We start from the raw sequence: 22,575 nt of genomic DNA on the forward strand, positions 1-22,575 counted from the left end.
TTTGTTCCGGTTACTGTTGGCCTGATTCAGGGCGTCAGGCCGCTGAGGCCTGTGAGGACAGGCTCGGGCGGCAATTGGGTCAGCACCTCGTCGTGGGCCTCGCCGGGGCTGTGCAGCGCGATGAAGCGTTTCTCGCGCTCGTAGGGGAAAACGTCGTGCACGTGGCCGGCCTGGATGCGGGCCTGGTGTTTCTGCCAGAAGCCGGCGTCCAGCAGGTTGGCGTGGTGTTTCATGAAGACTTCGCGCACCGCGTCGTTGCCGAGTAAAAAGGGCTCGAAGGTTTCGGGGAAGACGTCTTTGGGGCCGACGGAGTACCAGACCTCGCCGCTCATTTCTTCTTCCTCGTTGCGGGCGGTGGGCACCTTGCGGAAGTTGCAGTCGGTGATGTATTCGATCTCGTCGTAGTCGTAGAACACGACCTTGCCGTGGCGGGTGATGCCGAAGTTCTTCCACAGCATGTCGCCGGGGAAGATGTTGGCGGCGACCAGGTCCTTGATGGCGTTGCCGTATTCGACGACGGCGCGCTCGATCTGGTCCCTGGCGCCGGGCTCGTGCATGCCGGCGTCGAAGGCTTCCTGCAGGTAGATGTTGAGCGGAATCATGCGGCGCTCGATGTAGACGTGCTTGATGATGACCTCGGTCTGGCCGTCGCCGTCGCGGTCGCTGATCTCGAGCTGGCTGGGGGCGAACTTTTCGATCTCGGCGATCAGCTCGTCGCTGAAGCGCTCGCGCGGGAAGGCGACCTCGCTGTATTCCTGGGTGTCGGCCATGCGGCCGACGCGGTCGTGCTGCTTGACCAGCAGGTACTTGCCCTTGATCTGCTCGCGCGTGGTGTCTTTCTGCGGCGGGTAGTAGTCCTTGATGACCTTGAAGACATAAGGAAAGGACGGCAGGTCGAACACCAGCATGACCATGCCCTTGATGCCGGGCGCGATGCGGAACTTGTCGGTGGAGTGCCGCAGGTGGTACAGGAAGTCGCGGTAGAACAGCGTCTTGCCCTGCTTGGCCAGGCCCAGCGCGTTGTAGATTTCGGCGCGCGGCATGTGCGGCATCATGCTGCGCAAGAACTGCACGTAGGCCGATGGGATGCCCATGTCGACCATGAAGTAGGCGCGTGCGAAGCTGAAGAGGATGAGCAGGTCGTCTTCACCGAACAGCGCGGCGTCTATGACCAGCTTGCCGGCCTTGTTGTGCAGCACGGGCAGCGCGAAGGGCACTTCGTTGAAGCCGTTGATGATCTTGCCGACGAGGTAGGCGCCCTTGTTGCGGAAGAACAGGCTGGTCAGCACCTGGATCTGGAAGTTGGCGCGCAGCTTGACGTCGGCAAGGCGGCCGCTGATGGCTTCGAGCACATAACCGGCGTCGCGCTCCAGGTCGTCGAAGGGCAGGCGCAGGTCGAAGTCGCGCACCACCTGGAGCAGCACCTCGCGCATGTTGTCGCGGGTGGGGTAGTAGGCGCGGTAGGTGGGCTGCGAGGCCAGCTCGTCGTTCTCGATGTACTCGGTGCTGACGGCGGGCCGCACGAAGATGAAGTCGTTCTGGAAGTAGCTGCGGTGCAGTATCTTGGTGGTGACCGAGTTGAAGAAGGTCTCGGCCAGCTCGGGCTGGTGGTGGTTGACCAGCAGGCCTATGTAATGCAGCTTGACCTGCTGCCAGACGTCCATGGGCTGCTCGCCGGCCTTGAATTCGCGCTCCAGCCGGGTGGAGGCTTCGCGCACGCGCAGGTCGTAGAACTCGATGCGCTCGCGCTGGGCGCGTTGCTGGCCGTGCCAGTCGGCCGTTTCAAAGCGGTGCTTGGCACGCGCGGACTCGGTGCGAAAGAGCTGGTAGTGGCGGTTGAAGCCGTCCATCATCGCCTTGGCGATGTCGTAGGCAATGCTCGAGTCCAGGCGCTGCGGGAACATGGCTTGCCCTGGGCCCGCTCAGACCAGCTGCTGCTGCTGCGCGCCGCCGCCGACGCGGGCCATCCACACATCCCAGACGCGGTCTATGGCCTTGCTGTAGAGCACATCGAGCTGCTCGGGCCCGGTGACGCTCATCTGCAAATCCTGCAGCAGGCCGTCGTGCACGCCGAAGGCCCAGCCGTGCACGGTGACCTCCTGGCCGCGCGCCCAGGCGTCGACCATGACGGTGCTGACGGAGACGTTGACGACCTGCTCGATGACGTTGATGTCGCACAGGGCCTGCGCGCGCACTTCCTCGGGCAGGCTGTCGAGCAGCTGGCGGTGGCGGTGGCGCACGTCCTGGATGTGGCGGAGCCAGTTGTCGGCCAGGCCGATGCGCGCGCCTTCAAGCGCGGCCTGCACGCCGGAGCAGCCGTAGTGGCCGACGACCATGATGTCCTTGACCTTGAGGCGCTCGACGGCGAACTGGATGGCCGAGAGCGCGTTGAGGTCAGAGTGCACGACGATGTTGGCGACGTTGCGGTGCACGAAAACCTCGCCGGGCTCCAGCCCGGTGATCTGGTTGGCGGGCACGCGGCTGTCGGAGCAGCCTATCCACATATACCTGGGCGTTTGCTGCTTCACCAGGCCGGTGAAGAAGCCGGGCCGTTCGGCTTCCATCTGCGCGGCCCAGGCGCGGTTATGGGCGAAGAGGTCTTGGAGCGAGGTAGTCATGGCCGTATTTTCACCTGAGCGCGTCACATCGTCTCGGCGAAGAGTTCCCGCCCTATGAGCATGCGGCGTATTTCGCTCGTGCCGGCGCCGATTTCATAAAGTTTGGCATCGCGCCAGAGGCGGCCCAGCGGGTAGTCGTTGATGTAGCCGTTGCCGCCGTAGATCTGCACGCCCTCGCCGGCCATCCAGGTGGCTTTTTCGGCGCACCAGAGGATGACGGAGGCGCAGTCCTTGCGGACCTGGCGCACGTGCTCACTGCCCAGCATGTCGAGGTTTTTGGCGACGGTGTAGGCGAAGGAGCGGCCGGCCTGCAGCACGGTGTACATGTCGGCGACCTTGCCCTGGATCAGCTGGAACTCGCCGATGCTCTGGCCGAACTGCTTGCGGTCGTGGATGTAGGGCAGGACGTTGTCCATGACGGACTGCATGATGCCCAGCGGGCCGCCGGTGAGCACGGCGCGTTCGTAGTCGAGGCCGCTCATGAGCACCTTGGCGCCGCTGTTGAGGCCGCCCAGGATCTGGCCGGCGGGCACTTCGACGTTGTTGAAGACCAGCTCACCGGTGTGGCTGCCGCGCATGCCGAGCTTGTCGAGCTTTTGCGCGACGGAAAAACCCTTCATGCCTTTTTCGATCAGGAAGGCGGTGACGCCGCGCGCGCCGAGCTCGGGCTCGGTCTTGGCGTAGACGACCAGGGTGTCGGCGTCGGGGCCGTTGGTGATCCACATCTTGCTGCCGTTAAGCAGGTAGTAGCCGCCCTTGTCTTCGGCCTTGAGCTTCATGCTGATGACGTCGCTGCCGGCGCCGGGCTCGCTCATGGCGAGAGCCCCGACGTGTTCGCCGCTGATGAGCTTGGGCAGGTATTTTTTGCGCTGCTCGTCGGTGCCGTTGCGCTTGATCTGGTTGACGCAGAGGTTGCTGTGCGCGCCGTAGGACAGGCCCACGGAGGCGCTGGCGCGGCTGATCTCTTCCATGGCGATCATGTGGGCCAGGTAGCCCATGTTGGCGCCGCCGTATTCCTCGCCGACGGTGATGCCGAGCACGCCGAGCGCGCCCATTTTTTGCCACAGGTCCATGGGGAACTGGTCGCTGCGGTCGACCTCGGCCGCGCGCGGGGCGATTTCGGCCTGGGCGAATTCGCGCACCGCGTCGCGCAGGGCGTCTATGTCTTCACCGAGCTGGAAGTTGAGTCCGGGCATGTTGGTCATGGGGGTCTTTCTGGGGGCGGGATTATTGGGGATGAAGATCAGTAGGTCTTGGGCACGGGCACCAGGGTCTGCTGCATCAGGGCGCAGGCGCTTTCCTTGCCGCCGGCGGCAATGTGCGTGACTTCGGCGGTGGTGACGATGATGCGCTTGCCGGCCCTGGCGACGCGGCCCAGGGCGCGCAGCTCGCCGTCATTGAAGCCGGCCATGAAGTTGATCTTGTATTCGACGGTGGTGACCTCGGAATCCTCCGCGGCGACCGTGAGGGCGGCATAGCCGCCGGCGATGTCGGCCAGCGCGCCCATGGCGCCGCCGTGAAAGCCGCCCTGCTGCTGCGTCACGCGTTCCGAATAAGGCAGCGCCACCTCGCACAGGCCGGGCTCCACGCGCAGCAGCCGGGCGCCCAGGTGCTGCATCATGCCCTGGCGCAGAAAGCTGGCCTCGATACGGCGGAACAGTGCGGTCGGGGTAGCGGGTGCATCCATGGGAGCCTTTGCGAGGTGTGGAGAGGCCGTTTTTTGATTGACGTTTACGTAAACGTCAATTATGGCGTATTTGCGGGCCGCGCGGCTTTGACCCGGCCGGGCCTAGGGTTTGCCGGCCTTGGCCTTCTCGGTCTTGGCGAGCAGGGCCCTGGCTTCTTTTTCGTGGGTGCGGATTTCGTCGAGGTTGGCCTGCAGGTCGAGCATCTGGGCTTCGAGTTTCTTGCGGTGTTCCGTCAGGATGGCCAGGAACTTTTTGAGCTGCGGCGCGGTGTCGCGCGGGCTGTCGTAGGAGTCGATGATTTCCTTGGCCTCGACCAGCGACAGCCCCAGGCGCTTGGCGCGCAGGGTGAGCTTGAGCCGGGTGCGGTCGCGCGCGGTGTAGACGCGGTTGCGCCCGCCCGCGCCTTCGCGCTGCGGCTGCAGCAGCCCCATGTCTTCGTAAAAACGCATGGCGCGCGTGGTCAGGTCAAACTCTTTTGCCAGGTCGCTGATGGTGTAGGTGGTGGCCATGGTGATGAGTGAGGTCTTGTGCGAACGCGGTTGGAAGCGGGTGAACCCGGGTGACAGCGCGAAACGGGCGCCGTCCCTACAATGCCTGTGTATGACGTTTACGTAAACGTCAAATATACCGCGAATGATGACATGAACCTCCTTGAGCAGCAACTGGACTACCCCTTCGCCGACACCCTGCCCGCCTCGGGCGCGACGCTGGACGTGGCGCCCGGCGTGAAGTGGATACGCATGGCGCTGCCCTTCGCGCTGGACCACATCAACCTGTGGCTGCTGCGCGATGAAATGGACAACCCGGACCGGCCGGGCGACAAAATCCAGGGCTGGACCATCGTGGACTGCTGCATCAGCCGGGAGGAATCGAAAGCCCAGTGGGAGGCGATTTTTGCGACGCAGCTCGAAGGCCTGCCGGTGCTGCGCGTGATCGTGACGCACATGCACCCGGACCACATCGGCCTGGCGTACTGGCTGTGCGAGCGCTGGACGACTGCGACGCATGTCTGCCGCCTCTGGATCAGCGCGACCGACTACCACTCGGCGCGCATAGGCTCGCAAAGCACGACGGGCTTCGGCGGCGAAAGCGCGGCGCGCTTTTTTGCAGCGCACGGGCTGGTGGACCCGGAGGCCATCGAGAAAATCCGCGGCCGGGCCAGCTACTACCCCGGCATGGTGCCCGCGGTGCCTGCGAGCTATGTGCGCATCATGGACGGAAAAACCGTGCGCATAGGCGGGCGCGACTGGCGCTGCATCAGCGGCTACGGCCACGCGCCCGAGCACATCGCGCTGCACTGCGAAGATATATCAGCCCCCACGGTGCCTACGGCACCTGCCCCCCAAGGGAGCGCAACCGGCCTTGGGGCGGCCCGGCGCCCGGTCGGCACGCTGATCAGCGGCGACATGGTGCTGCCGCGCATTTCGACGAATGTGAGCGTCTACGACCTGGAGCCCGAATCCAACGCGCTGACGCTGTTCCTGGAGTCCATCGACAAATTCCTGCCGCTGGACAAGGACACGCTGGTGCTGCCCTCGCACGGCAAACCGTTTCGCGGCCTGCACACGCGCATAGGCCAGCTGCACGACCACCACCGCGACCGCCTGGCCGAAGTGATGCAGGCCTGCGAAGCGGCGCCCTGCAGCGCCGCCGACATCCTGCCCATCATGTTCCCCCGCAAGCTGGACCTGCACCAGACCACCTTCGCCATGGGCGAAGCGGTGGCGCATTTGCATGCGTTGTGGTTTCAGGAAAAGCTGACGCGCCGGCTGGGCGCTGACGGGGTTTACCGCTTCAGTTCCGTCTCAGCGTAACGGCTCCCCACACCAGCAGGGGCCGCGGAACCGGCTTTGCCGGGCCGCAGGCGCAGCGCCCCCTCGGGGGGCAGCGCATTACACGAAGTGAAAAGCGTGGGGGCCTACTGCCGCCACTTGCGATTAGCCGTCACCAGCGCGGTGACGTAACCATGCAGCCAGTCAAAGTTGATGGGCTTTTGCAGCAGATGGGCTTCGGGCGGCAGGCCGCCGCGCGCCTGGACGGCTTCGGGCGCCAGGCCGCTGATGACCACGATCTGCATGTCGTGGAGTTGCTGGTTGCGCTTGCAGGCCTTGAGCATCTCGATGCCATCCACGCCGGGCATGGACAGGTCGGTGATCAGCAGGTCGGGCCGCATGCTGGCGATGTCCATCATGGCTTCCAGCGCGGAAGGCATGAAGGTGCAGTCGACAGGAAGGTCCCAGTCCTCGAACTGGTAGCGGTAGAGCTCGCGGGTGTTCTCGTCGTCTTCCACCATCAGCACGCGCAGGCGGTGCTTGGGGTCGGTGTCCACGCGGGTGACTTGGGGATTGTTTTTCGCGAGGTAGGCATTGATGGATTGAAGCGCGATGCGGCGATGGCCGCCCAGCGTCTTCCAGGCCTCAATCTCGCCTTTTTCCACGAGGGACTGCACCGTGGCCACGGACAAGCCCAGCAACTTGGCCGCATAGCTGGTGCCGCAGTAATCCTCGCTCGAGAAATCCGCGGAGGTGATGGCGGCCTCGAAGGACTTGGGTTCACGCATGGTCGCTCTCGTAAAAGATTGTTTTTTTCACTTTTCTCATTTTAATCAATTCATGCGATCAGGCCCTAATAAAAATAGGTGAAAAGAGGGCAAACAAGCCTTCTGTGAGGGTAATTAAGGCCATTTTTGACACATCAGGACACAACACGACACATTACGACGCATTTGGCGTTTTGGGAAGGGTGAAGAAGAAGGTCGCGCCCTTGCCGGGCTCGGCCTCGGCCCACAGCCTGCCACCATGCCGCTTGATGACCCGGCTGGAGGTCGCCAGGCCTATGCCGGTGCCGGGGAATTCCGATGCGGCATGCAGGCGCTGGAAGGGGTTGAACAGCTTGTCGACGTAGGCCATGTCGAAGCCGGCGCCGTTGTCGCGCACGAAGAATTCGGGCTGCCCGGCGGCATCGAGGGTGTGGCCGACGGTGATCTCGGTCACCGCCGTGTGGGAACTGAACTTCCAGGCGTTGCCCAGCAGGTTTTCCATGACGACGCGCAGCAGCCGGTCGTCGCCGTGCGCCTTGAGGCCCGGCTCGATGTTCACCACCGCCTTGCGGTCGGGGTCGCGGGACTGGTACTCGTCGGCGATGCCGCGGGCCAGCGCCGAGAGGTCCACCACCTTGTTGCTCAGGGGCGCGCGCGAGACCTGCGCCAGCGACAGCAAATCTTCGATGAGTTGCCCCATCTGCGCCACGCCGGCCTGGATGCGCGACAGGTAATGCGTGACCTTGTCGCCGGCCTCGCTGCCCAGTTGCTTGGCCAGCAGGCGGCTGAAGCCGTCCACGGTGTTGAGCGGCGAGCGCAGGTCGTGCGAGACGGAGTAGGAAAACGCCTCCAGCTCGTGGTTGGACAGCCGCAGGGCGGCTTCAATGGCCTTGATCTCGGTGATGTCGGCGTCTATGCCCACCCAGAAGGCCACTTCGCCCTGTTCGTCGAGCACGGGCGAGGCGCGGTAGGACATGGTGTGGGAACTGCCGTCGAGCGCCAGCACGCGGCGTATGCCCATGTACTGCGACTGCGCTGCCTTGGCGGCCTCCCACTTGGCCTTGACGTCGGGAAGGTCTTCGGGGTGGATGACGGAAAACCACTGGGTGCCGGTCCAGTCCTCGAGCTTGCCGCCCACCAGGTCGAACCAGGCGCGGTTGAAATAGGTGGCCGCGCCGTTGGGGTTGATGGTCCACACCACCTGGGGCGCCTGCTCGGCCAGCGCGCGGAACAGCGCCTGCTGGCGTTCCAGCGCCAGCGTGCGCTCGGCGACTTTCTGCTCCAGCCCGGTGTTGAGCTGGCTGACTTCCTCGAGCAGGCGGGCGTTCTCGATGGCGATGGATGCCAGCTGCGCGAGTTCAAGCGCCACGTACTCGTCCTGCTGCGTGAACTCGCCTTCGTATTTGTCGGACAGCTGGAGCAGCCCGATGTTGCGGCCGTCGCGCCCGGTCAGCGGCACGGCCAGCCAGCCGCGCATGGCGGGGTGCTTGCCGGCATAGCTGCCGAAGCCGCGCCAGCGCGGATGGGCCTCAAGCTCGGCCTGCGTCATGCGCATGGAGCGGTTGTTCTGGCAGACCATGGCGTAGATGCCGGTGCCGTCGGGCGGCTCGAACTGGTCGCGGTACCTGGCGTATTTGTCGGAGAAGGACAGCGCGTTGACGGCCTGCTTCCAGTCGCCGCCCAGGGTCAGGCTGACGCTGGACTGGTGCGCGCCTATCACGCCCCTGGCCTGCTCGGCCACCTCGCGCATGGTGCCTTCGAGGGTCTGGTGCCAGGTGATGGCCTGGGCCGCGTCGGCCGCGCGTTGCAGGGTGAAAAGGTGTTCCTGCACGTCGCGCTCGGCCTTGAGCTGGGCCGTGATGTCCATCGCCACCACAAAACGCGCCGGCACGCCGCCATACTGGATGGGCCGCGAGACGGCGTGGACGGAAAAGATCGAGCCGTCCTTGCGCCGGTGCCGCCAGGTGCCTTTTCTTTCGGGCGACTCCTCGCCGAGCTGCCGCTCCAGGCGCGCGTGCTCGGACTCGGGGCGGATGTCGAAGAGCGTCATGGCGCGGAATTCGGCCGCAGAATAACCGTAGCTGTCCACCGCCGCCTTGTTGACGTTGAGGAAGCGCCGCGTGGCGTCGGCGAACACCCACATGGGCACGGGCGCCATTTCGAACAGGGCCGCGTAGCGCTGCTCGCTGTCCACCAGCGCCTGCTCGGCCCGCTTGCGCTGCGTGATGTCGCGCTCCACCGCCACCCAGTGCGTGTACCAGCCCCTGGCATCGGCGATGGGGACGATGTCCATGTCCACCCAGAACTCCTCGCCGCTCTTGGTGTAGTTGATGAGCTCGGCGCGCACCGGCTGCCATTTTTCCAGCGCGGCGCGTATGCGGTCGAGCTCGGCCCGCTGCGTCCTGGGGCCCTGCAGCAGGCGCGGCGTCCGCCCCAGCACCTCTTCACGGGTGTAGCCGGTGCGGCGCTCGAACGCGTTGTTGACGAAGACGATGCGCGGGCCGGGCGCGTCTATGGGCTGGGCCTCGGTGATGAGCACGAGGTCGTTGAGGCGGGACACGCAGGACTCCAGCAGGCGCAGGTGTTCCTGCGCCTCGTGCTGCTCGGTGACGTCCTGCAGCACGCCGACCAGGCTGACGATCTTGCCGTCGCGCTGCAGCACGCGCCCCTGGGTGCGAACCCAGATGCGCCTGCCCGTGGCGGTGACGAGCGGCAGTTCCAGGTCCCATGGTGTGCCGCTTTGAAACGCGGCTTCGGCCGCCGCCCTGATGACGGGCTGCGCGTCCGGCGCGTAGAACCGGATCGCTTCTCCAACGCTCAACGAGATGGTGGGCGCCAGCTCATGGATGCGATAGACCTCTTCGGACCAATAGGGCGTCATGGTCTCCACCTGGATTTCCCACCCGCCGACCTTCGCCAGTTCGCCGGTGCGGTTCAGCAGTTCAGTGCTGCGGACCACCACGAGTTCGGCGCGCTTGCGGTCGGTGATTTCCTGGATCACGCCGGAGCGCAGCGGGCCCGGCCCCGGCTGCCCGTCCTGCCGACCATGGGAGCGGCCCACCAGGTGCACCCAGCGCGTTTCCCCGGCGGCCGTGATGACGCGGAACTCAGCGTCCAGCGGCAGGCCGCCGGTGACCGCCGCGTCCCGCCGCACCCTGAATTCCTCGCGGTCGGCGGGATGGATCAGCTCCAGCAAGGCCTCGCGGCTGCTGGCGACCACCGCCTTGTCCACGCCCAGCACGTCATAGACTTCATCGGACCACCAGGTCTCATTCGTGCGAAGGTCGAGCTGCCAGTAGCCGATGCGCCCCAGCCGCTGCGCGTCCTGCAGCTTGCCCTGGATGGCTTCGCTGTTCGCCAGCTCGGCCTCCAGCGCGCCGCGGTGCTTCTGCAGGGACTCGGCCATGCGGTTGAAGCCGGCGGATATGCGGTAGAACTCCCCGCCGTCGTCGGACGCGCCCAGCGGGATGCGCACGTCCAGGTGCCCGTCCTGGATTTTCCGGGTGGCGTCCAGGATCTTGCGCGTGGGAACCACGATGGCGCGGCCGCCTATCAGCCAGGCGAGCAGCGCGCCCAGCAAGGCCAGCAGCGTCAGCACGGCCAGTTCCAGCCCCAGTTGCCGGCGGCTGTCGCCGACCACGAGGTTGTGGTCCAGGCTGACCGAGACAAAAAAAGCCTCGCCGGGGTTGACGCTGGTGGGCAGGTAGGCCCACAAGCGGCGCTGGCCCGTGCCGTCCGGGCCGTCGGCCGTGCCCGCGCGCATGGTTTTCACGGCCTCCTTCAGCACCGGGCTGCGCGGCTTCTGGCCGATGCCGACGGGCAAAGCCGGCTTGCCCGCCAGCAGGACGCCGTTGCGGTCGTGGATGCCGAGCGCGGCGCCGGGCGGCAACTGGATCTCCACCGCCGACTTCGCCATTTCGCCCAAGTCGACCGAGGCATAGGCCACGACGATGACGCGCCCGTCGCTGTCGAGCAGGGGCAAGGCAAAGCTGATGGAGGGTTTGCCCGAGGCGCGGCCGACGATGTACTCGCCGGCCACGAAGGCGCGGCGCGCCATCGCCTCGCGGAAATAGGCGCGGTCGCCGAGGTAGCCCAGCGGCGTGTTGGGAAGCCCGTTGCACAGCGACTGGCCGTTCGCCGCCACGATGCCGAGGTTGGCATACAGCGGGAACAGGCGGTTCAGTTCCGACAGGTAATTGTTGCAGCGGGCGCTTCCGCCGCCGTTGGCATCACGCAGGTCCGGCGCATGAATGATGGCCGTGAGTACCTGGCGCGCCGTTTCGGCCAGCTGCTGCTGGTTGGAGGCCGCCAGCGAACCCGCAAACTGCAGGTCGGTCATGGCCCGCCCGACGGCGGCATCGGCGTTGTAGACGGCCTTGTAGATGGACAGGCCGAACAGGGGAACAATGGCGGCCAGCACCAGCATGACCAGTCGGGTCCGCAGCGTGATGGGAACCTTCATCGCATCCCTCTTCCAGGAGCACGCCGGATGATAGGGACGCCCCGCGTCCTTGAAATATTAACCGGCCGCGATGGATTCATTGACGTCCAGCCAATAGGCCTGGAGCCGCTGGAGTTTTTCCGTCAAGTCCCCGAAATCGACGGGCTTGCGAACGAAGCCGTTGGCGCCGGCCTGGTAACACGCCACGATGTCGGAACGCTCGCTGGACGACGTCAGCATGACGACCGGCACCAGCGCGGTGAGCGGGTTGGCGCGCAGGCTGCGCAGCACGTCCAGCCCCGACAGCTTGGGCAGCTTCATGTCGAGCAGGATGAACGAGGGTTGCCTTTGCGTATCGCGTCCCGCATGGCTTCCCTGGCCGAAGAGATAGTCGAGTGCCTGAACGCCGTCCCGTGCCACCGCGATCTCGGCGGTGACGCCTTGCTCCTCCAGCGTCAAGACCGTCAACTCGAGGTGGTCGGGATTGTCTTCAACTACGAGTATCAGCTTGTCGTTCATGGAGGTGCTTAAGGAGTACGACATCAATTCCCTGGGAGTTTTGGCAATTTTGGTGTTTTTGTCATATTAACAAGTAACGCTGCTTTCCACCCGCCGATTTGCGCCGGACAAGGGTTTCTCCGTGCGCTATTGCACGCCGCGTGGACATACCGCTGGTGCCTACCAGCGGGGGATCGCCTCGTCCTTGAGCTGGCCGCGCAATTCGGCGTAGTCGGGCACGATGGTGCGCACCGTGTCCCAGAAGCGCGGGCTGTGGTCCATGACGCGCAGGTGGCTCAGTTCATGCACCACCACATAGTCGATGACGGACTGCCTGAAATGAATCAGCCGCCAGTTCAGCCGGATGGAACCATCGGCACTGGCGCTGCCCCAGCGCGTACCGGCGCTGGACAGGCTGAGCTTGTGCCACTGCACGCCGAGCTGCGGCGCGAAGTGATTGAGCCGCTCGATGAAAATCCGCTTGGCCTGGCGCATCAGCCAGGCCTGCACGGCGTCGCGGATCTGCTCGGCCGACGCATTTTGCGGCAGGCCGACGTGCAGCGTCAGCTGCGCCACGCCGGGCAGCGTGTCGTTGGCCGCGTCGTCGTTGCCCTGCAGCAGCACCTCGGGGGCGCGGCTCTTGAGCTCGGCGCCCACGCCGCCGAAAGCATGGCGCGGGTCTATCACCACGATCACGGGGTCGCCCAGGAAAGGCAGCGTCGTGCCGTCCTTCCACTCGATGCGCGCGGACTCCATGCGCTCGTGGCGTGCGCGGGTTTCCTGCAGCTTGGCGAGAATCCAGCCGGACTTTTCGAGCACGGCCTTGTCGATCTCATACAGCGGCACCCATTTGGGCGCGCTCACCGTGAGGCCCTCGGCGCCGGCCGAAAAACCTATGGTCTTGCGTTTGCCGCGCCGGAATTCGTAGGCCACCAGGATGCCGTCCAGCACAGTCTCGCGCGTGGCGCGCGGGTGGCGAAAGGTGGCCGGGGCCAGCGCCTGCTGCAGGGTCTGGGCGGGAAGCCGCGGCCCCATGAACTCCGCCTCGGCGGGGGCGTCGGCAAGCGCTTGCGGGCGCGGAGTGGGAGCCACCGGTTTTTTGGCACGGGGCTTTGCGGGAGTCTTGCGGCTTTTCGGGTTCGCGGCGCCCGGAGGCGGCGCGGAGGGCGCGGGATGGGCGTCAAACAGGTCGAGCGTGAACTGGAGAAGCCGTTGCATCATGGCAGTTTAGCGCGGCAGGGCTGGCGCGGGGCGCTGGCGGGTATTCAGGGATTCGCCGCGGCCGGCGCCGTGCCGGGGGCGGCATAAGCCTCGGGATCCAGCCGGTGCATCTCGGACTCGATCCAGGCTTCCACCTCGCGCATCAGCTCGTCCGGCTGGCGGCCGGCGCTGGGGATGGGCTTGCCGATGGAGATGTCGACGATGCCTGGGGTCTTGATGAAGGCCTTGCGCGGCCAGCATTTGGCCGAGGTCACGGCAATCGGGATCACCGGCGCGCCGGTTTCGATGGCCAGGCGCGTGCCGCCGGATTTGTAGGTGCCCTTCTGGCCGCGCGGGATGCGCGTGCCCTCGGGAAACATGATGACCCAGGTGCCCTGCGCCATCAGGCGCTTGCCCTGCACCACGACCTTGTTGAAGGCCTGGGAACGCTGGCTGCGGTCGATGTGGATCATGTCCATGCGCGCCATGGCCCAGCCGAAGAAGGGCACGTAGAGCAGCTCTTTCTTGAAGACGTAGGCCAGCGGGTGCGGCATCAGCGTGGGCATGCACAGGGTCTCCCAGGTGCTCTGGTGCTTGAGCAGCAGCACCGCGGCGCTGGTCTGGCCCGTGGGCAGGTTTTCCATGCCGGTCACCCGGTTTTCAATGCCGAGGATGAAAGTGCCGCCCTTGACCGCCACGCGCAGCCAGCCCGCGCACATCCAGTACATGGTGGTGCTGCTGACGAACAGCGACGCGATGACCACAAAAGTGGCCCACGGAATGATGGTCACGGCCATCCATAGAAGGTGCAGGACGGAGCGGATAAAGGGCATGGGGGTTCCGGCTATCGGTCAGGTTGTTTGTTATATCGCCACCGGCAGCGGCCGCGCGCCGCGCTCGAGGATGAAGTCGGCGAAGGCCGGCAGGTCGGCATGCAGCAGGGTGCCCGCCGGCAGGCCTTCGGGCTGGCCGCCGCCGCGGTAGCGGGCCGACTTGCCGGTGAGCACCAGGTGCGGCTCGCAGCCGGCCGCAGCGCCGGCCTGCAGGTCGCGCAGCGAATCGCCGGCCGTGGGCACGCCCGCGAGCTGCACGCCGAAGCGCGCGCCTATCTGCTCGAACAGGCCCGGCAAGGGCTTGCGGCAGGTGCAGCTTTCCTCGGGGCTGTGCGGGCAATAAAACACCGCGTCGATGCGGCCGCCGACGGCGGCCAGCATCTTGTGCATCTTCGCGTGCATGGCGTTGAGCGAAGCCACGTCGAACAGGCCGCGCCCCAGGCCCGACTGGTTGGACGCGATCACCACATGCCAGCCCGCATGATTGAGCCGGGCAATCGCCTCGAGCGAACCGGGCAGCGGCAGCCATTCATCGGGCGTCTTGACGAAGTCGTCACTGTCGCTGTTGATGGTGCCGTCGCGGTCGAGGATGACGAGTTTCATGGTGTTTTACCTTACCAAAACGAGCGGCCGGCCGCCGGGCCGTCCCAAGGCCGGCCAGCCCCCTTGGGGGGCAGCGACGGCACGAAGTGCGGAGCGTGGGGGCTCATCATGCCGCTAGCTTGGAAAGATCGGCTACGCGGTTCATGGCCACATGCAGGCTTCTAAGCAGGCCCTGGCGGTTCAGGCGCAGGTCGGCTTCTTCGGCGTTGACCATCACGCCATCGAAGAAGGAGTCGACGGGCGCGCGCAGGGCGGCGAGGGTCTGCAGTGAAGCCGTGTAGTTGCCTTGCTCGAACTGCGCGTTGGCTGTCGGCACCAACTGCTGCATCGCCTGGTAAAGCCCCTTTTCAGCGTCTTCAGGCAGCAAAGCGGGATTGACGTGCGCGTCGACTTCGCCGGCTTTCTTCAGGATATTCGCAATGCGCTTGTTCGCCGCGGCCAGCGCGGGCGCCTCGGGCAGCGCGGCAAAGGCGCGCACGGCCGCCAGGCGCTTGGCGACGTCGCCCAGGCGCTGGGGTTTGAGCGCGAGCACGGCGTCGACCTCCTGTGCGCTGTAGCCCTGCTCGCGCAGGGAGCCGGCGAGGCGGTCGTAAATGAAATCCACCAGGGCTGCGGAGGCATCCTGGATCTTGTCGCCGAACACCGGCTGCGCGCCTTCGACCAGTTCCACCAGGCCCAGGGGCAGGTCTTTTTCTACCAGCATGCGGATCACGCCCAGCGCGTGGCGGCGCAGCGCGAAAGGGTCCTTGTCGCCGGTCGGCAGGTTGCCGATGCCGAACATGCCGACCAGGGTTTCGAGCTTGTCGGCCAGCGCGACGATCACGCCGACGCTGTTGCGCGGCAGTTCGTCGCCGGCAAAGCGCGGCTTGTAGTGGTCTTCGATCGCATCGGCCACGTCGGCGCCGAGGCCGTCGTTGAGCGCGTAATAACGGCCCATGGTGCCCTGCAGTTCGGGGAACTCGCCGACCATGTCGGTCACCAGGTCGGTCTTGGCCAGTTCGGCGGCGCGCTGCACGTCGGCAACCCGTCCGACGTCGATGCGATTGGCAATGGATTCGGCAATGGCGCGAACGCGCTGCGTGCGCTCGCCCTGCGTGCCCAGCTTGTTGTGATACACCACTTTATCGAGCCCGGCGACGCGCGAGGCCAGCGTCTTCTTGCGGTCCTGGTCGAAGAAGAACTTGGCATCGGCCAGGCGCGGACGCACGACGCGCTCGTTGCCGCCAATCACCGCGCTCGCATCGCTGGGGCTGATGTTGCTAACGACCAAAAACTTGTTGGTGAGCTTGCCCGCGGCATCGAGCAGCGGGAAGTATTTCTGGTTGGCCTTCATCGTGAGGATCAGGCATTCCTGCGGAACACCCAGGAATTCCTTTTCGAACTCACAGACCAGCACGTTGGGGCGCTCGACCAGCGCGGTCACTTCGTCGAGCAGCGCGTCGTCTTCAATCGCTTTGACGCCGCCGCCGACCTTGGCTGCGGCCGCCGCCAGCTGGCTGGCGATCTCGGCCTTGCGATCGGCAAAGCCGGCGATCACCGCGCCGTCTTTTTTCAGTGTGGCGGCATAGCTGTCGGCATCCTTCAGCACCACCGGGTCCACCGCGGCTTCAAAGCGATGCCCGTGGGTGCTGTTGCCGGCCTTCAGGCCCAGCGCCTCGATGGCGACCACGTCGCTGCCGTGCAGCGCGACCAGGCCGTGGGCCGGGCGCACAAACTTCACGTCGCTCCAGCCGTCGGCCAGCTGGTAGGTCATGACCTTGGGGATGGGCAGTTTGGCGATGGCTTCAAGCAAGGCCTTTTGCAAACCTTCCTGCAGCGTCGCGCCCTTGGCGGTGCTGTCGTAGAACAGCGCCTCGGCCTTGCCGTCGAGCGCACGCTTGAGGCCGGCCACGGCCGACGCGTCGGCGCCAAGCGCCTGCAGCTTCTTGAGCAGCGCGGGCGTGGCATTGCCGGAGGCATCCAGGCCCACAGCTACCGGCATGAGTTTTTGCGAAACGGCCTTGTCGGCGGCCTGGCTGGCCACTGCCGTGACATGCGCGGCCAGGCGGCGCGGCGAGGCAAAGGCCGTGAGCGCCGAACCGGCAGCGGTGAGGCCCTGGGCCTTGAGCTGCTCGAACAGCACGCCGGCAAACGCGTCGCCAAGCTTTTTAAGCGCCTTGGGCGGCAGCTCTTCGACAAACAGTTCCACGAGAAGGTTTTGGGTCGTCATCGTCATCGCTCTCACGCTGCCTTCTTCGTCATCGGAGTCATTTGTTCCACCCACTCGCGCGGCGCCATCGGGAAGCCCAGGCGTTCGCGGCTTTCGTAGTAGCTTTGCGCCACGGCGCGGGCCAGGTTGCGGATGCGGCCTATGTAGGCGGCGCGTTCGGTCACGCTGATGGCGCCGCGGGCGTCCAGCAGGTTGAAGCTGTGCGCGGCCTTGAGCACCTGCTCGTAGGCCGGCAGGGCCAGTTGCACCTCGATCAGGTGTTTGGCCTGCTTTTCATGCGCCGTGAAGGCGGTGAAGAGGAAGTCGGCGTCGCTGTGTTCGAAGTTGTAGGTCGACTGCTCGACCTCGTTCTGCTTGTAAACGTCGCCGTAACTGAGTTTCGAGCCGTCGGCGCCTTCGGTCCAGGTCAGGTTGTAGACGTTGTCCACGCCCTGCAGGTACATGGCCAGGCGCTCCAGGCCGTAGGTGATTTCACCGGTGGCGGGCTTGCAGTCGATGCCGCCGACCTGCTGGAAGTAGGTGAACTGCGTGACTTCCATGCCGTTGAGCCAGACTTCCCAGCCCAGGCCCCAGGCGCCCAGCGTGGGGTTTTCCCAATCGTCCTCGACGAAGCGGATGTCGTTTTTCTTCAGGTCAAAGCCCAGCGCCTCGAGCGAGCCGAGGTAGAGCTCCAGGATATTGGCGGGCGCGGGCTTGAGCACCACCTGGTACTGGTAGTAGTGCTGCAGGCGGTTGGGGTTCTCGCCGTAGCGGCCGTCCTTGGGGCGGCGGCTGGGCTGCACGTAGGCGGCCTTCCAGGGCTCCGGGCCCAGCGCGCGCAGAAAGGTGGCGGTGTGCGAGGTGCCGGCGCCGACCTCCATGTCATAGGGCTGCAGCAGCGCGCAGCCCTGGGCGTCCCAGTAGGACTGCAGCTTCAAGATGATTTGCTGGAAAGTGAGCATAGGAATGGATTGAGGGCAAAAGCGCGGCGCCTGTGGAGGCGCCGGGGAGGCAAGGCCGCACCGGGCGGCAGTGCTAAACGGCTCATTTTACGCGGCGGCGTGCGGGCGCCGGGGCCGGCGGCGTGTACCAGGGCGGCGCGGCCTTGAAGGCATCGACCAGGAAATCGACCATGACGCGCACTTTGGCGCTCAGGTGGCGCCGGCTGGGGTAGACGGCCAGCACATCGATGTCGGGCATGCGGTAGCCGGGCAGCACCGGCACCAGCCGGCCCGCGCGCAAGTCGTCCCCGATCAGGAAGGCCGGCTGCCAGATGATGCCCTGCCCCGCCAGCGCCGCCTCGCGGGCCGTGTCGCCGTTGTTGGTATGCATGACGTAGTTGACCCTGACCATGTGCGGGCGCGCCTGTTCGTCGACGAAATGCCACTCGTTGGCGGTGGCCGCATAGGTGTAGCCGAGGCAGCGGTGCGCCTCCAGGTCGGCGGGCACGCGGGGCTCACCGTGCTGCTTGAGGTAGGCGGGCGACGCGCAGACGATGTTGTTCGAGGCGGCCAGCTTGCGCGCCGCATGGGTGGCGGGGCCGGCGCGCGAGATGCGGATGGCGAGGTCGTAGCCCTCTTCCACGATGTCGACCAGGCGATCGGTGAGCGAGATGTCCAGTTCCACCTCGGGATAGCTTTGCATGAAGCGCGGCCACAGCGGCGCCAGCTGGTGTATGCCGAAGCTCAAGGGCGCGTTGATGCGCAGGCGCCCGCGCGGCTGCAGCGTGGCCGAGGAGGCCAGCGCCTCGGCGTCGGCGACTTCCTCGAGGATGGACTTGCTGCGCTCGTACAGCGCCTCGCCGCTTTCGGTCAGCGAGAGCTTGCGCGAGCTGCGGTTGAGCAGGCGCGTGCCCAGGTGCGCCTCGAGCTCGTTGATGTAGCGCGTGACGTTGGCCGGAGAGGTGTCCAGCGTGTCAGCCGCGCGCGTGAAACTGCCGCGCCCCACGACGGCGGCAAACACCTCAAAAGCACGCAAACGGTCCATGGCAACTTCTCCCAGCGCTTGATGTTCATAAAACCTGAATGATTAAAACACTTTCCAGGCCTTTTTCCTGAAGAACATGAACCGTACATTGGACACATCGGCAGGCGAACAACACAGGCCGAACCCGGAAAACCTTATCAACTCACGCAGAACAGGACACTGAAATGACCACGCAAGCCATCTCCTCCCCTTCCACCGCAGCAAGGCGCTTTGACAACAAGACCGTGCTCGTCACCGGTGGCAACAGCGGCATCGGTCTGGCCACGGCGCTGCAATTCGCCGCCCAAGGCGCCCGCGTCATCATCACCGGCCGCGACCCCGCCACGCTGGACCAAGCCAAGGCCCAGCTGGGCGCCGGTGCCATCGCGCTGCGCAACGACGCCGGGGAGCAAGGCTCCGCCAAGGCGCTGAGCGATGCGCTGGTAGCCCAAGGCATCACGCTGGACGCGGTGTTCATCAACGCCGGTGTCGCCAAATTCGCGCCGCTTGAAGGCGTGGATGAGGCGCTGTGGGACCACACCTTCAACGTCAACGTGAAGGGCGCTTACTTCGCGATCCAGGCGCTGTCGCCGCTGCTGAACACGGGCGCGGCCGTCATCCTGAACGGCTCCATCAACGCCCACATCGGCATGCCCAACTCCAGCGTGTATGCCGCCAGCAAGGCCGCGCTGATTTCGCTGGCCAAAACGCTGTCGGCCGAGCTGGTGACGCGCGGCATCCGCGTCAACGTGGTGAGCCCCGGCCCGGTGACGACACCGCTGTACGGCAAGCTGGGCGTGCCCGCCGACCAGCTCGATGCGCTGGCCGCCGGCATCCAGGCGCAAATCCCGGTCAAGCGCTTCGGCACGCCCGACGAAGTGGCCAGCGCCGTGGTCTACCTGTCGTCGCCGGACGCCGCGTTCATCGTGGGGACCGAGCTGATCGTGGACGGCGGGATGAGCCAACTCTAAGCCGGCCCGCATTCACGCGCCAATGAAAAAGGGCGATGCCGGAGGCGGCATCGCCCTTTTTTCCCAATGCGGGACGTCAGCGGCGGCGGAACAGCAGCGCCAGCACGGCAATGCCCAGGCCCAGCGCCCACAGCGGCCACAGGCCGTAGCGCGAGACCCAATCGGCATAAGGCGTGATGCCGTTGCGGCCCTCGACCTCGCCGACCAGCACGCCGCGTGTGTGGCGTTCCAGCGAATGCGTGACCTTGCCGGCATGGTCGATGATGACGGTGGCGCCGGTGTTGGTGGCGCGGATCATGGGCCGGCTGAATTCCAGCGCGCGCATGCGGGAGATCTGCAGGTGCTGGTCTATCGCGACGGTGTTGCCGAACCAGGCGATGTTGCTGACGTTGACAAACACCGTGGGCGCCAGCGCCGGGTCGATGAAGCGCGCGCCCAGCTCTTCGCCGAACAGGTCTTCGTAGCAGATGTTGGGCGCCAGCCGCTGGCCCTTCCATTCGAAGGAAGCCTGTCCGACCGCGCCGCGGTTGAAGTCGCCCAGCGGGATGTGCATCATGTTGATGAACCAGCGAAAGCCCGGCGGAACGAATTCGCCGAAAGGCACGAGGTGGTGCTTGTCGAAGCGGTAGGGCTCGGGCTGGCCGGGCTTGAAGCCGAGCACGGAATTGGCATAACCCGCCTGGGAACTGCCCACCGGGATACCGACCAGCGCCGCCTGCTGACCGGTGGCAAAACGCCGCTGCAACGCCTGCCAGTAGCCCTCGGGCAGCTGCATGGGCAGCAGCGGGATGGCAGTTTCAGGCGCCACCACCAGCGGCGTTTTCGCGTCGCGCAGCTGCTCGCCGTACCAGCGCAGGGCGGTGGCCACGCCGGTGCCGCTCTGGAATTTTTCGTTCTGCGGGATGTTGCCCTGCAGCAGCGTGACCTGCAGCGGCTCGCCGGCCGGTGTAAAGGCCGCCGAACCCGGAAGCGCGCTTTGCACCGGCAGGTAGGCGCCCACTATGCTGAGCACCACGATGGCCACTGCGGTCACCCAGCGCGTGCGGGAGGCGCGCAAGGCCATTGCCAACCAGGCCGCGGCCAGCGCCGCGAGGAAGGTGATGCCGTGCACGCCTATCCAGGCGGCCAGCGGCCTGGCCCAGCCGTCCACGTGGGCATAACCGCCCTCGCCCCAGGGAAAGCCTGTGAAAAACTCGACGCGGGCCAGTTCGGCCAGCAGCCACAGCGCGGCGAACACCACGGCGCGCGGAAACTTGCGGGCCGGCGCCAGCCGCACGAAAAGCGCGCCGCCCGCGGCGTAATACAGGGAAAGGAAGGCGGCCAGCAGCACGATGGCCAGCACCGTCAGCGGCGCGGCCAGCCCGCCGTAGAAATGCATGGAAATGAACATCCACCAGAAAGTGCTGCACAGCATCGCCGTGCCGAAGAGGCCGCCCAGCCAGGCGGCGCGCTTCCAGGAACGGCAGCTGTCGACCTGCGCGGCGAACAGGAACATCGCCAGCAGTTGCATCCACCACACCGGCATGCCCTGTGCGAAACCGAAGTCAAACGGCCAGGCCATGCTGGCCGCGTGCATGCAGCCGGCAATCAGGACAATGACGGCCTGGAAGGGGGAGAAGCCCTTGCGCGGCGGCAGGTTGCGCGCGTGTTCGAGCAAGGCGGGCAAGGTCGGCAGATGGGACATCATGCTGTGAATGGAGTCCCGTGCCATGGTTGCCCTCTCTTTGTTGTGTGTCGTCAGACGCCGGCGGAAACCGGCGATACCTTGAACCAGCGCACCGCGCCACCCTTGGTGTGCAGCACCGTGAATTGCAGGCCGGCCAGCGCGTAGTGTTCGCCGCGCTTGGGGACGTGGCCCATCTCGTGCGCCACCAGCCCGCCTATCGTGTCGAAATCGGTCTCGGGCAAGGTCACGCCGAAAGCCTCGTTGACACGCTCTATCGAGGTGTCGCCGCTGACGCGGTAGGTGTGGTCGGTCAGGCCGAAGATGTCGCCCTCGTCTTCGGCGATGTCGAACTCGTCCTCGATCTCGCCGACGATCTGCTCGAGCACGTCCTCAATCGTGATCAGGCCGGCCACGCGGCCGAACTCGTCGATGACGATGGCCAGGTGGTTGCGGTTGCCGCGGAACTCGCGCAGCAGGTCGTTCAGGCCCTTGCTTTCGGGCACGAAGACGGCCGGGCGCAGCAGGGCCTTGATGTTGAGTTCGGGCGCGCGCTGCAGCTTGAGCAGGTCCTTGGCCATCAGGATGCCGAGGATGTTTTCCTTTTCGCCCTCGTAGACGGGAAAGCGCGAGTGGGCGGTGTCGATGACCAGGTGCAGCAACTCGTCGAAAGGCGAGTCGATGTTGATCACATCCATGCGCGGAGCCGCCACCATGACGTCGCCGGCCGTCATGTCGGCCATGCGAATCACGCCCTCAAGCATTTCACGGCTCTGGGCGCCAATAACGTCATTGTCCTGGGCTTCCACCAGGGTTTCGATCAACTCGTCTTTAGAGTCGGGACCGGGGTGGAGCATTTCAGCGAGCTTTTGCAGAAAGCCTCGCTTGTCTTCCGGCCTGGAAGACCGACTGGGGGGAACGTCGGACACGTGATGGCGGTCGGTAGTTGTGAAGGGGGTAAGGATAGCTGAAATCTTTGACGGTGCGGGGCATGGATTGGGCGGAGACTGGTTTAAAGCCATTCTCCGTTGCCAGTCCATCGCAACTCAACTTCCGCAGCTATTTATTTGATAGCGAACAAGCGCGTTTATCCCGGCGCATGAAACCTTTGGTTGTATTGGTTGCCAGGGTACTCAAGCCCCGGGGCCGTTACTGGTATTCGGCTGTCCGGTATTCCGTCCCCATCCCTTGTGGATGCGCCGAGGAGCGCAGAGACAAGCGGATCAGGGCTGGCGTTGTCTGAGGTTCTATGGTTCGCGTCAAGCCATCGCGCGGGCAATCAGGGCTTCATCGAACGGTTTGCCGCTCTTCCACACCGCAAACGCCACCCGCAACAGCTTGCGCGCCATGATCACCAGGGCCTGCGTG

Annotated in this window: 18 protein-coding genes; 2 read left to right on the forward strand and 16 right to left on the reverse strand. The window is 65.6% G+C overall.

Going from position 1 to position 22,575, the window contains the following annotated elements; translation table 11 throughout:
- Positions 1 to 26 precede the first annotated feature (26 nt).
- From aceK to ACLV74_RS17550, 5 genes are all read right to left on the reverse strand, one after another.
- Positions 27 to 1,904: a bifunctional isocitrate dehydrogenase kinase/phosphatase gene (gene aceK, locus ACLV74_RS17530; protein WP_411880688.1), complete on the reverse strand. Its 1,878-nt coding sequence runs from the start codon at positions 1,902 to 1,904 to the stop codon at positions 27 to 29.
- A gap of 18 nt (positions 1,905 to 1,922) precedes the next feature.
- On the reverse strand, positions 1,923 to 2,618 hold the full coding sequence (gene can / locus ACLV74_RS17535; RefSeq protein ID WP_411880689.1) for a carbonate dehydratase: 696 nt from the start codon (positions 2,616 to 2,618) through the stop codon (positions 1,923 to 1,925).
- 23 nt (positions 2,619 to 2,641) lie between these two features.
- Entirely contained in the window at positions 2,642 to 3,823 is a 1,182-nt protein-coding gene (locus ACLV74_RS17540) for an isovaleryl-CoA dehydrogenase (protein WP_411880690.1), read from the reverse strand.
- Positions 3,824 to 3,861: 38 nt separating this feature from the next.
- On the reverse strand, positions 3,862 to 4,305 hold the full coding sequence (locus ACLV74_RS17545) for a PaaI family thioesterase (RefSeq protein WP_411880691.1): 444 nt from the start codon (positions 4,303 to 4,305) through the stop codon (positions 3,862 to 3,864).
- A gap of 102 nt (positions 4,306 to 4,407) precedes the next feature.
- Entirely contained in the window at positions 4,408 to 4,815 is a 408-nt protein-coding gene (locus ACLV74_RS17550) for a MerR family transcriptional regulator (protein WP_411880692.1), read from the reverse strand.
- Positions 4,816 to 4,947: 132 nt separating this feature from the next.
- Here ACLV74_RS17550 and ACLV74_RS17555 point away from each other — a divergent pair, with 132 nt between their 5' ends.
- Complete coding sequence (locus ACLV74_RS17555; protein ID WP_411880693.1) at positions 4,948 to 6,120, forward strand: MBL fold metallo-hydrolase; 1,173 nt, start codon at positions 4,948 to 4,950, stop codon at positions 6,118 to 6,120.
- A gap of 104 nt (positions 6,121 to 6,224) precedes the next feature.
- On the opposite strand, the gene ACLV74_RS17560 is transcribed toward ACLV74_RS17555, so the two are convergent.
- The 9 genes from ACLV74_RS17560 to ACLV74_RS17600 form a co-directional block, all read right to left on the reverse strand.
- A complete protein-coding gene (locus ACLV74_RS17560; RefSeq protein ID WP_411880694.1) occupies positions 6,225 to 6,866 on the reverse strand; it encodes a response regulator in 642 nt (213 codons plus the stop codon).
- Between the two features lie 154 nt (positions 6,867 to 7,020).
- Entirely contained in the window at positions 7,021 to 11,307 is a 4,287-nt protein-coding gene (locus ACLV74_RS17565) for a PAS domain S-box protein (protein ID WP_411880695.1), read from the reverse strand.
- Positions 11,308 to 11,364: 57 nt separating this feature from the next.
- A complete protein-coding gene (locus ACLV74_RS17570) occupies positions 11,365 to 11,829 on the reverse strand; it encodes a response regulator (RefSeq protein ID WP_411880696.1) in 465 nt (154 codons plus the stop codon).
- Positions 11,830 to 11,964: 135 nt separating this feature from the next.
- The gene (locus ACLV74_RS17575; RefSeq protein WP_411880697.1) at positions 11,965 to 13,005 is read right to left on the reverse strand and encodes a M48 family metallopeptidase; all 1,041 of its coding nucleotides are present in this window, start codon (positions 13,003 to 13,005) and stop codon (positions 11,965 to 11,967) included.
- A 44-nt stretch (positions 13,006 to 13,049) separates the two neighbouring features.
- Positions 13,050 to 13,817: a lysophospholipid acyltransferase family protein gene (locus ACLV74_RS17580; protein WP_411880698.1), complete on the reverse strand. Its 768-nt coding sequence runs from the start codon at positions 13,815 to 13,817 to the stop codon at positions 13,050 to 13,052.
- A 30-nt stretch (positions 13,818 to 13,847) separates the two neighbouring features.
- Positions 13,848 to 14,420: a D-glycero-beta-D-manno-heptose 1,7-bisphosphate 7-phosphatase gene (gmhB, locus tag ACLV74_RS17585; protein WP_411880699.1), complete on the reverse strand. Its 573-nt coding sequence runs from the start codon at positions 14,418 to 14,420 to the stop codon at positions 13,848 to 13,850.
- Positions 14,421 to 14,526: 106 nt separating this feature from the next.
- Positions 14,527 to 16,629, reverse strand: coding sequence for a glycine--tRNA ligase subunit beta (gene glyS / locus ACLV74_RS17590; protein WP_411880700.1), 2,103 nt, complete (start codon positions 16,627 to 16,629; stop codon positions 14,527 to 14,529).
- Positions 16,630 to 16,640: 11 nt separating this feature from the next.
- Complete coding sequence (gene glyQ, locus ACLV74_RS17595; protein WP_411880701.1) at positions 16,641 to 17,570, reverse strand: glycine--tRNA ligase subunit alpha; 930 nt, start codon at positions 17,568 to 17,570, stop codon at positions 16,641 to 16,643.
- A gap of 82 nt (positions 17,571 to 17,652) precedes the next feature.
- Positions 17,653 to 18,594 carry a LysR family transcriptional regulator gene (locus ACLV74_RS17600; protein ID WP_411880702.1) on the reverse strand — a complete coding sequence of 314 codons (942 nt, stop codon included), beginning with the start codon at positions 18,592 to 18,594 and terminating at the stop codon, positions 17,653 to 17,655.
- A gap of 164 nt (positions 18,595 to 18,758) precedes the next feature.
- Between ACLV74_RS17600 and ACLV74_RS17605 the strand changes: the two genes are divergently transcribed.
- Positions 18,759 to 19,544: an SDR family oxidoreductase gene (locus ACLV74_RS17605; protein WP_411880703.1), complete on the forward strand. Its 786-nt coding sequence runs from the start codon at positions 18,759 to 18,761 to the stop codon at positions 19,542 to 19,544.
- Positions 19,545 to 19,620: 76 nt separating this feature from the next.
- Here the strand turns inward: ACLV74_RS17605 and lnt are convergent, their stop codons facing one another.
- Both lnt and ACLV74_RS17615 read right to left on the reverse strand, forming a co-directional pair.
- Positions 19,621 to 21,255 carry an apolipoprotein N-acyltransferase gene (lnt, locus tag ACLV74_RS17610; protein WP_411880704.1) on the reverse strand — a complete coding sequence of 545 codons (1,635 nt, stop codon included), beginning with the start codon at positions 21,253 to 21,255 and terminating at the stop codon, positions 19,621 to 19,623.
- A gap of 26 nt (positions 21,256 to 21,281) precedes the next feature.
- Complete coding sequence (locus ACLV74_RS17615; RefSeq protein ID WP_411880705.1) at positions 21,282 to 22,064, reverse strand: HlyC/CorC family transporter; 783 nt, start codon at positions 22,062 to 22,064, stop codon at positions 21,282 to 21,284.
- Between the last annotated feature and the right edge of the window lie 511 nt (positions 22,065 to 22,575).

Source organism: Polaromonas sp. YR568, assembly GCF_943369415.1.
Classification (GTDB): Bacteria; Pseudomonadota; Gammaproteobacteria; order Burkholderiales; family Burkholderiaceae_C; genus Polaromonas.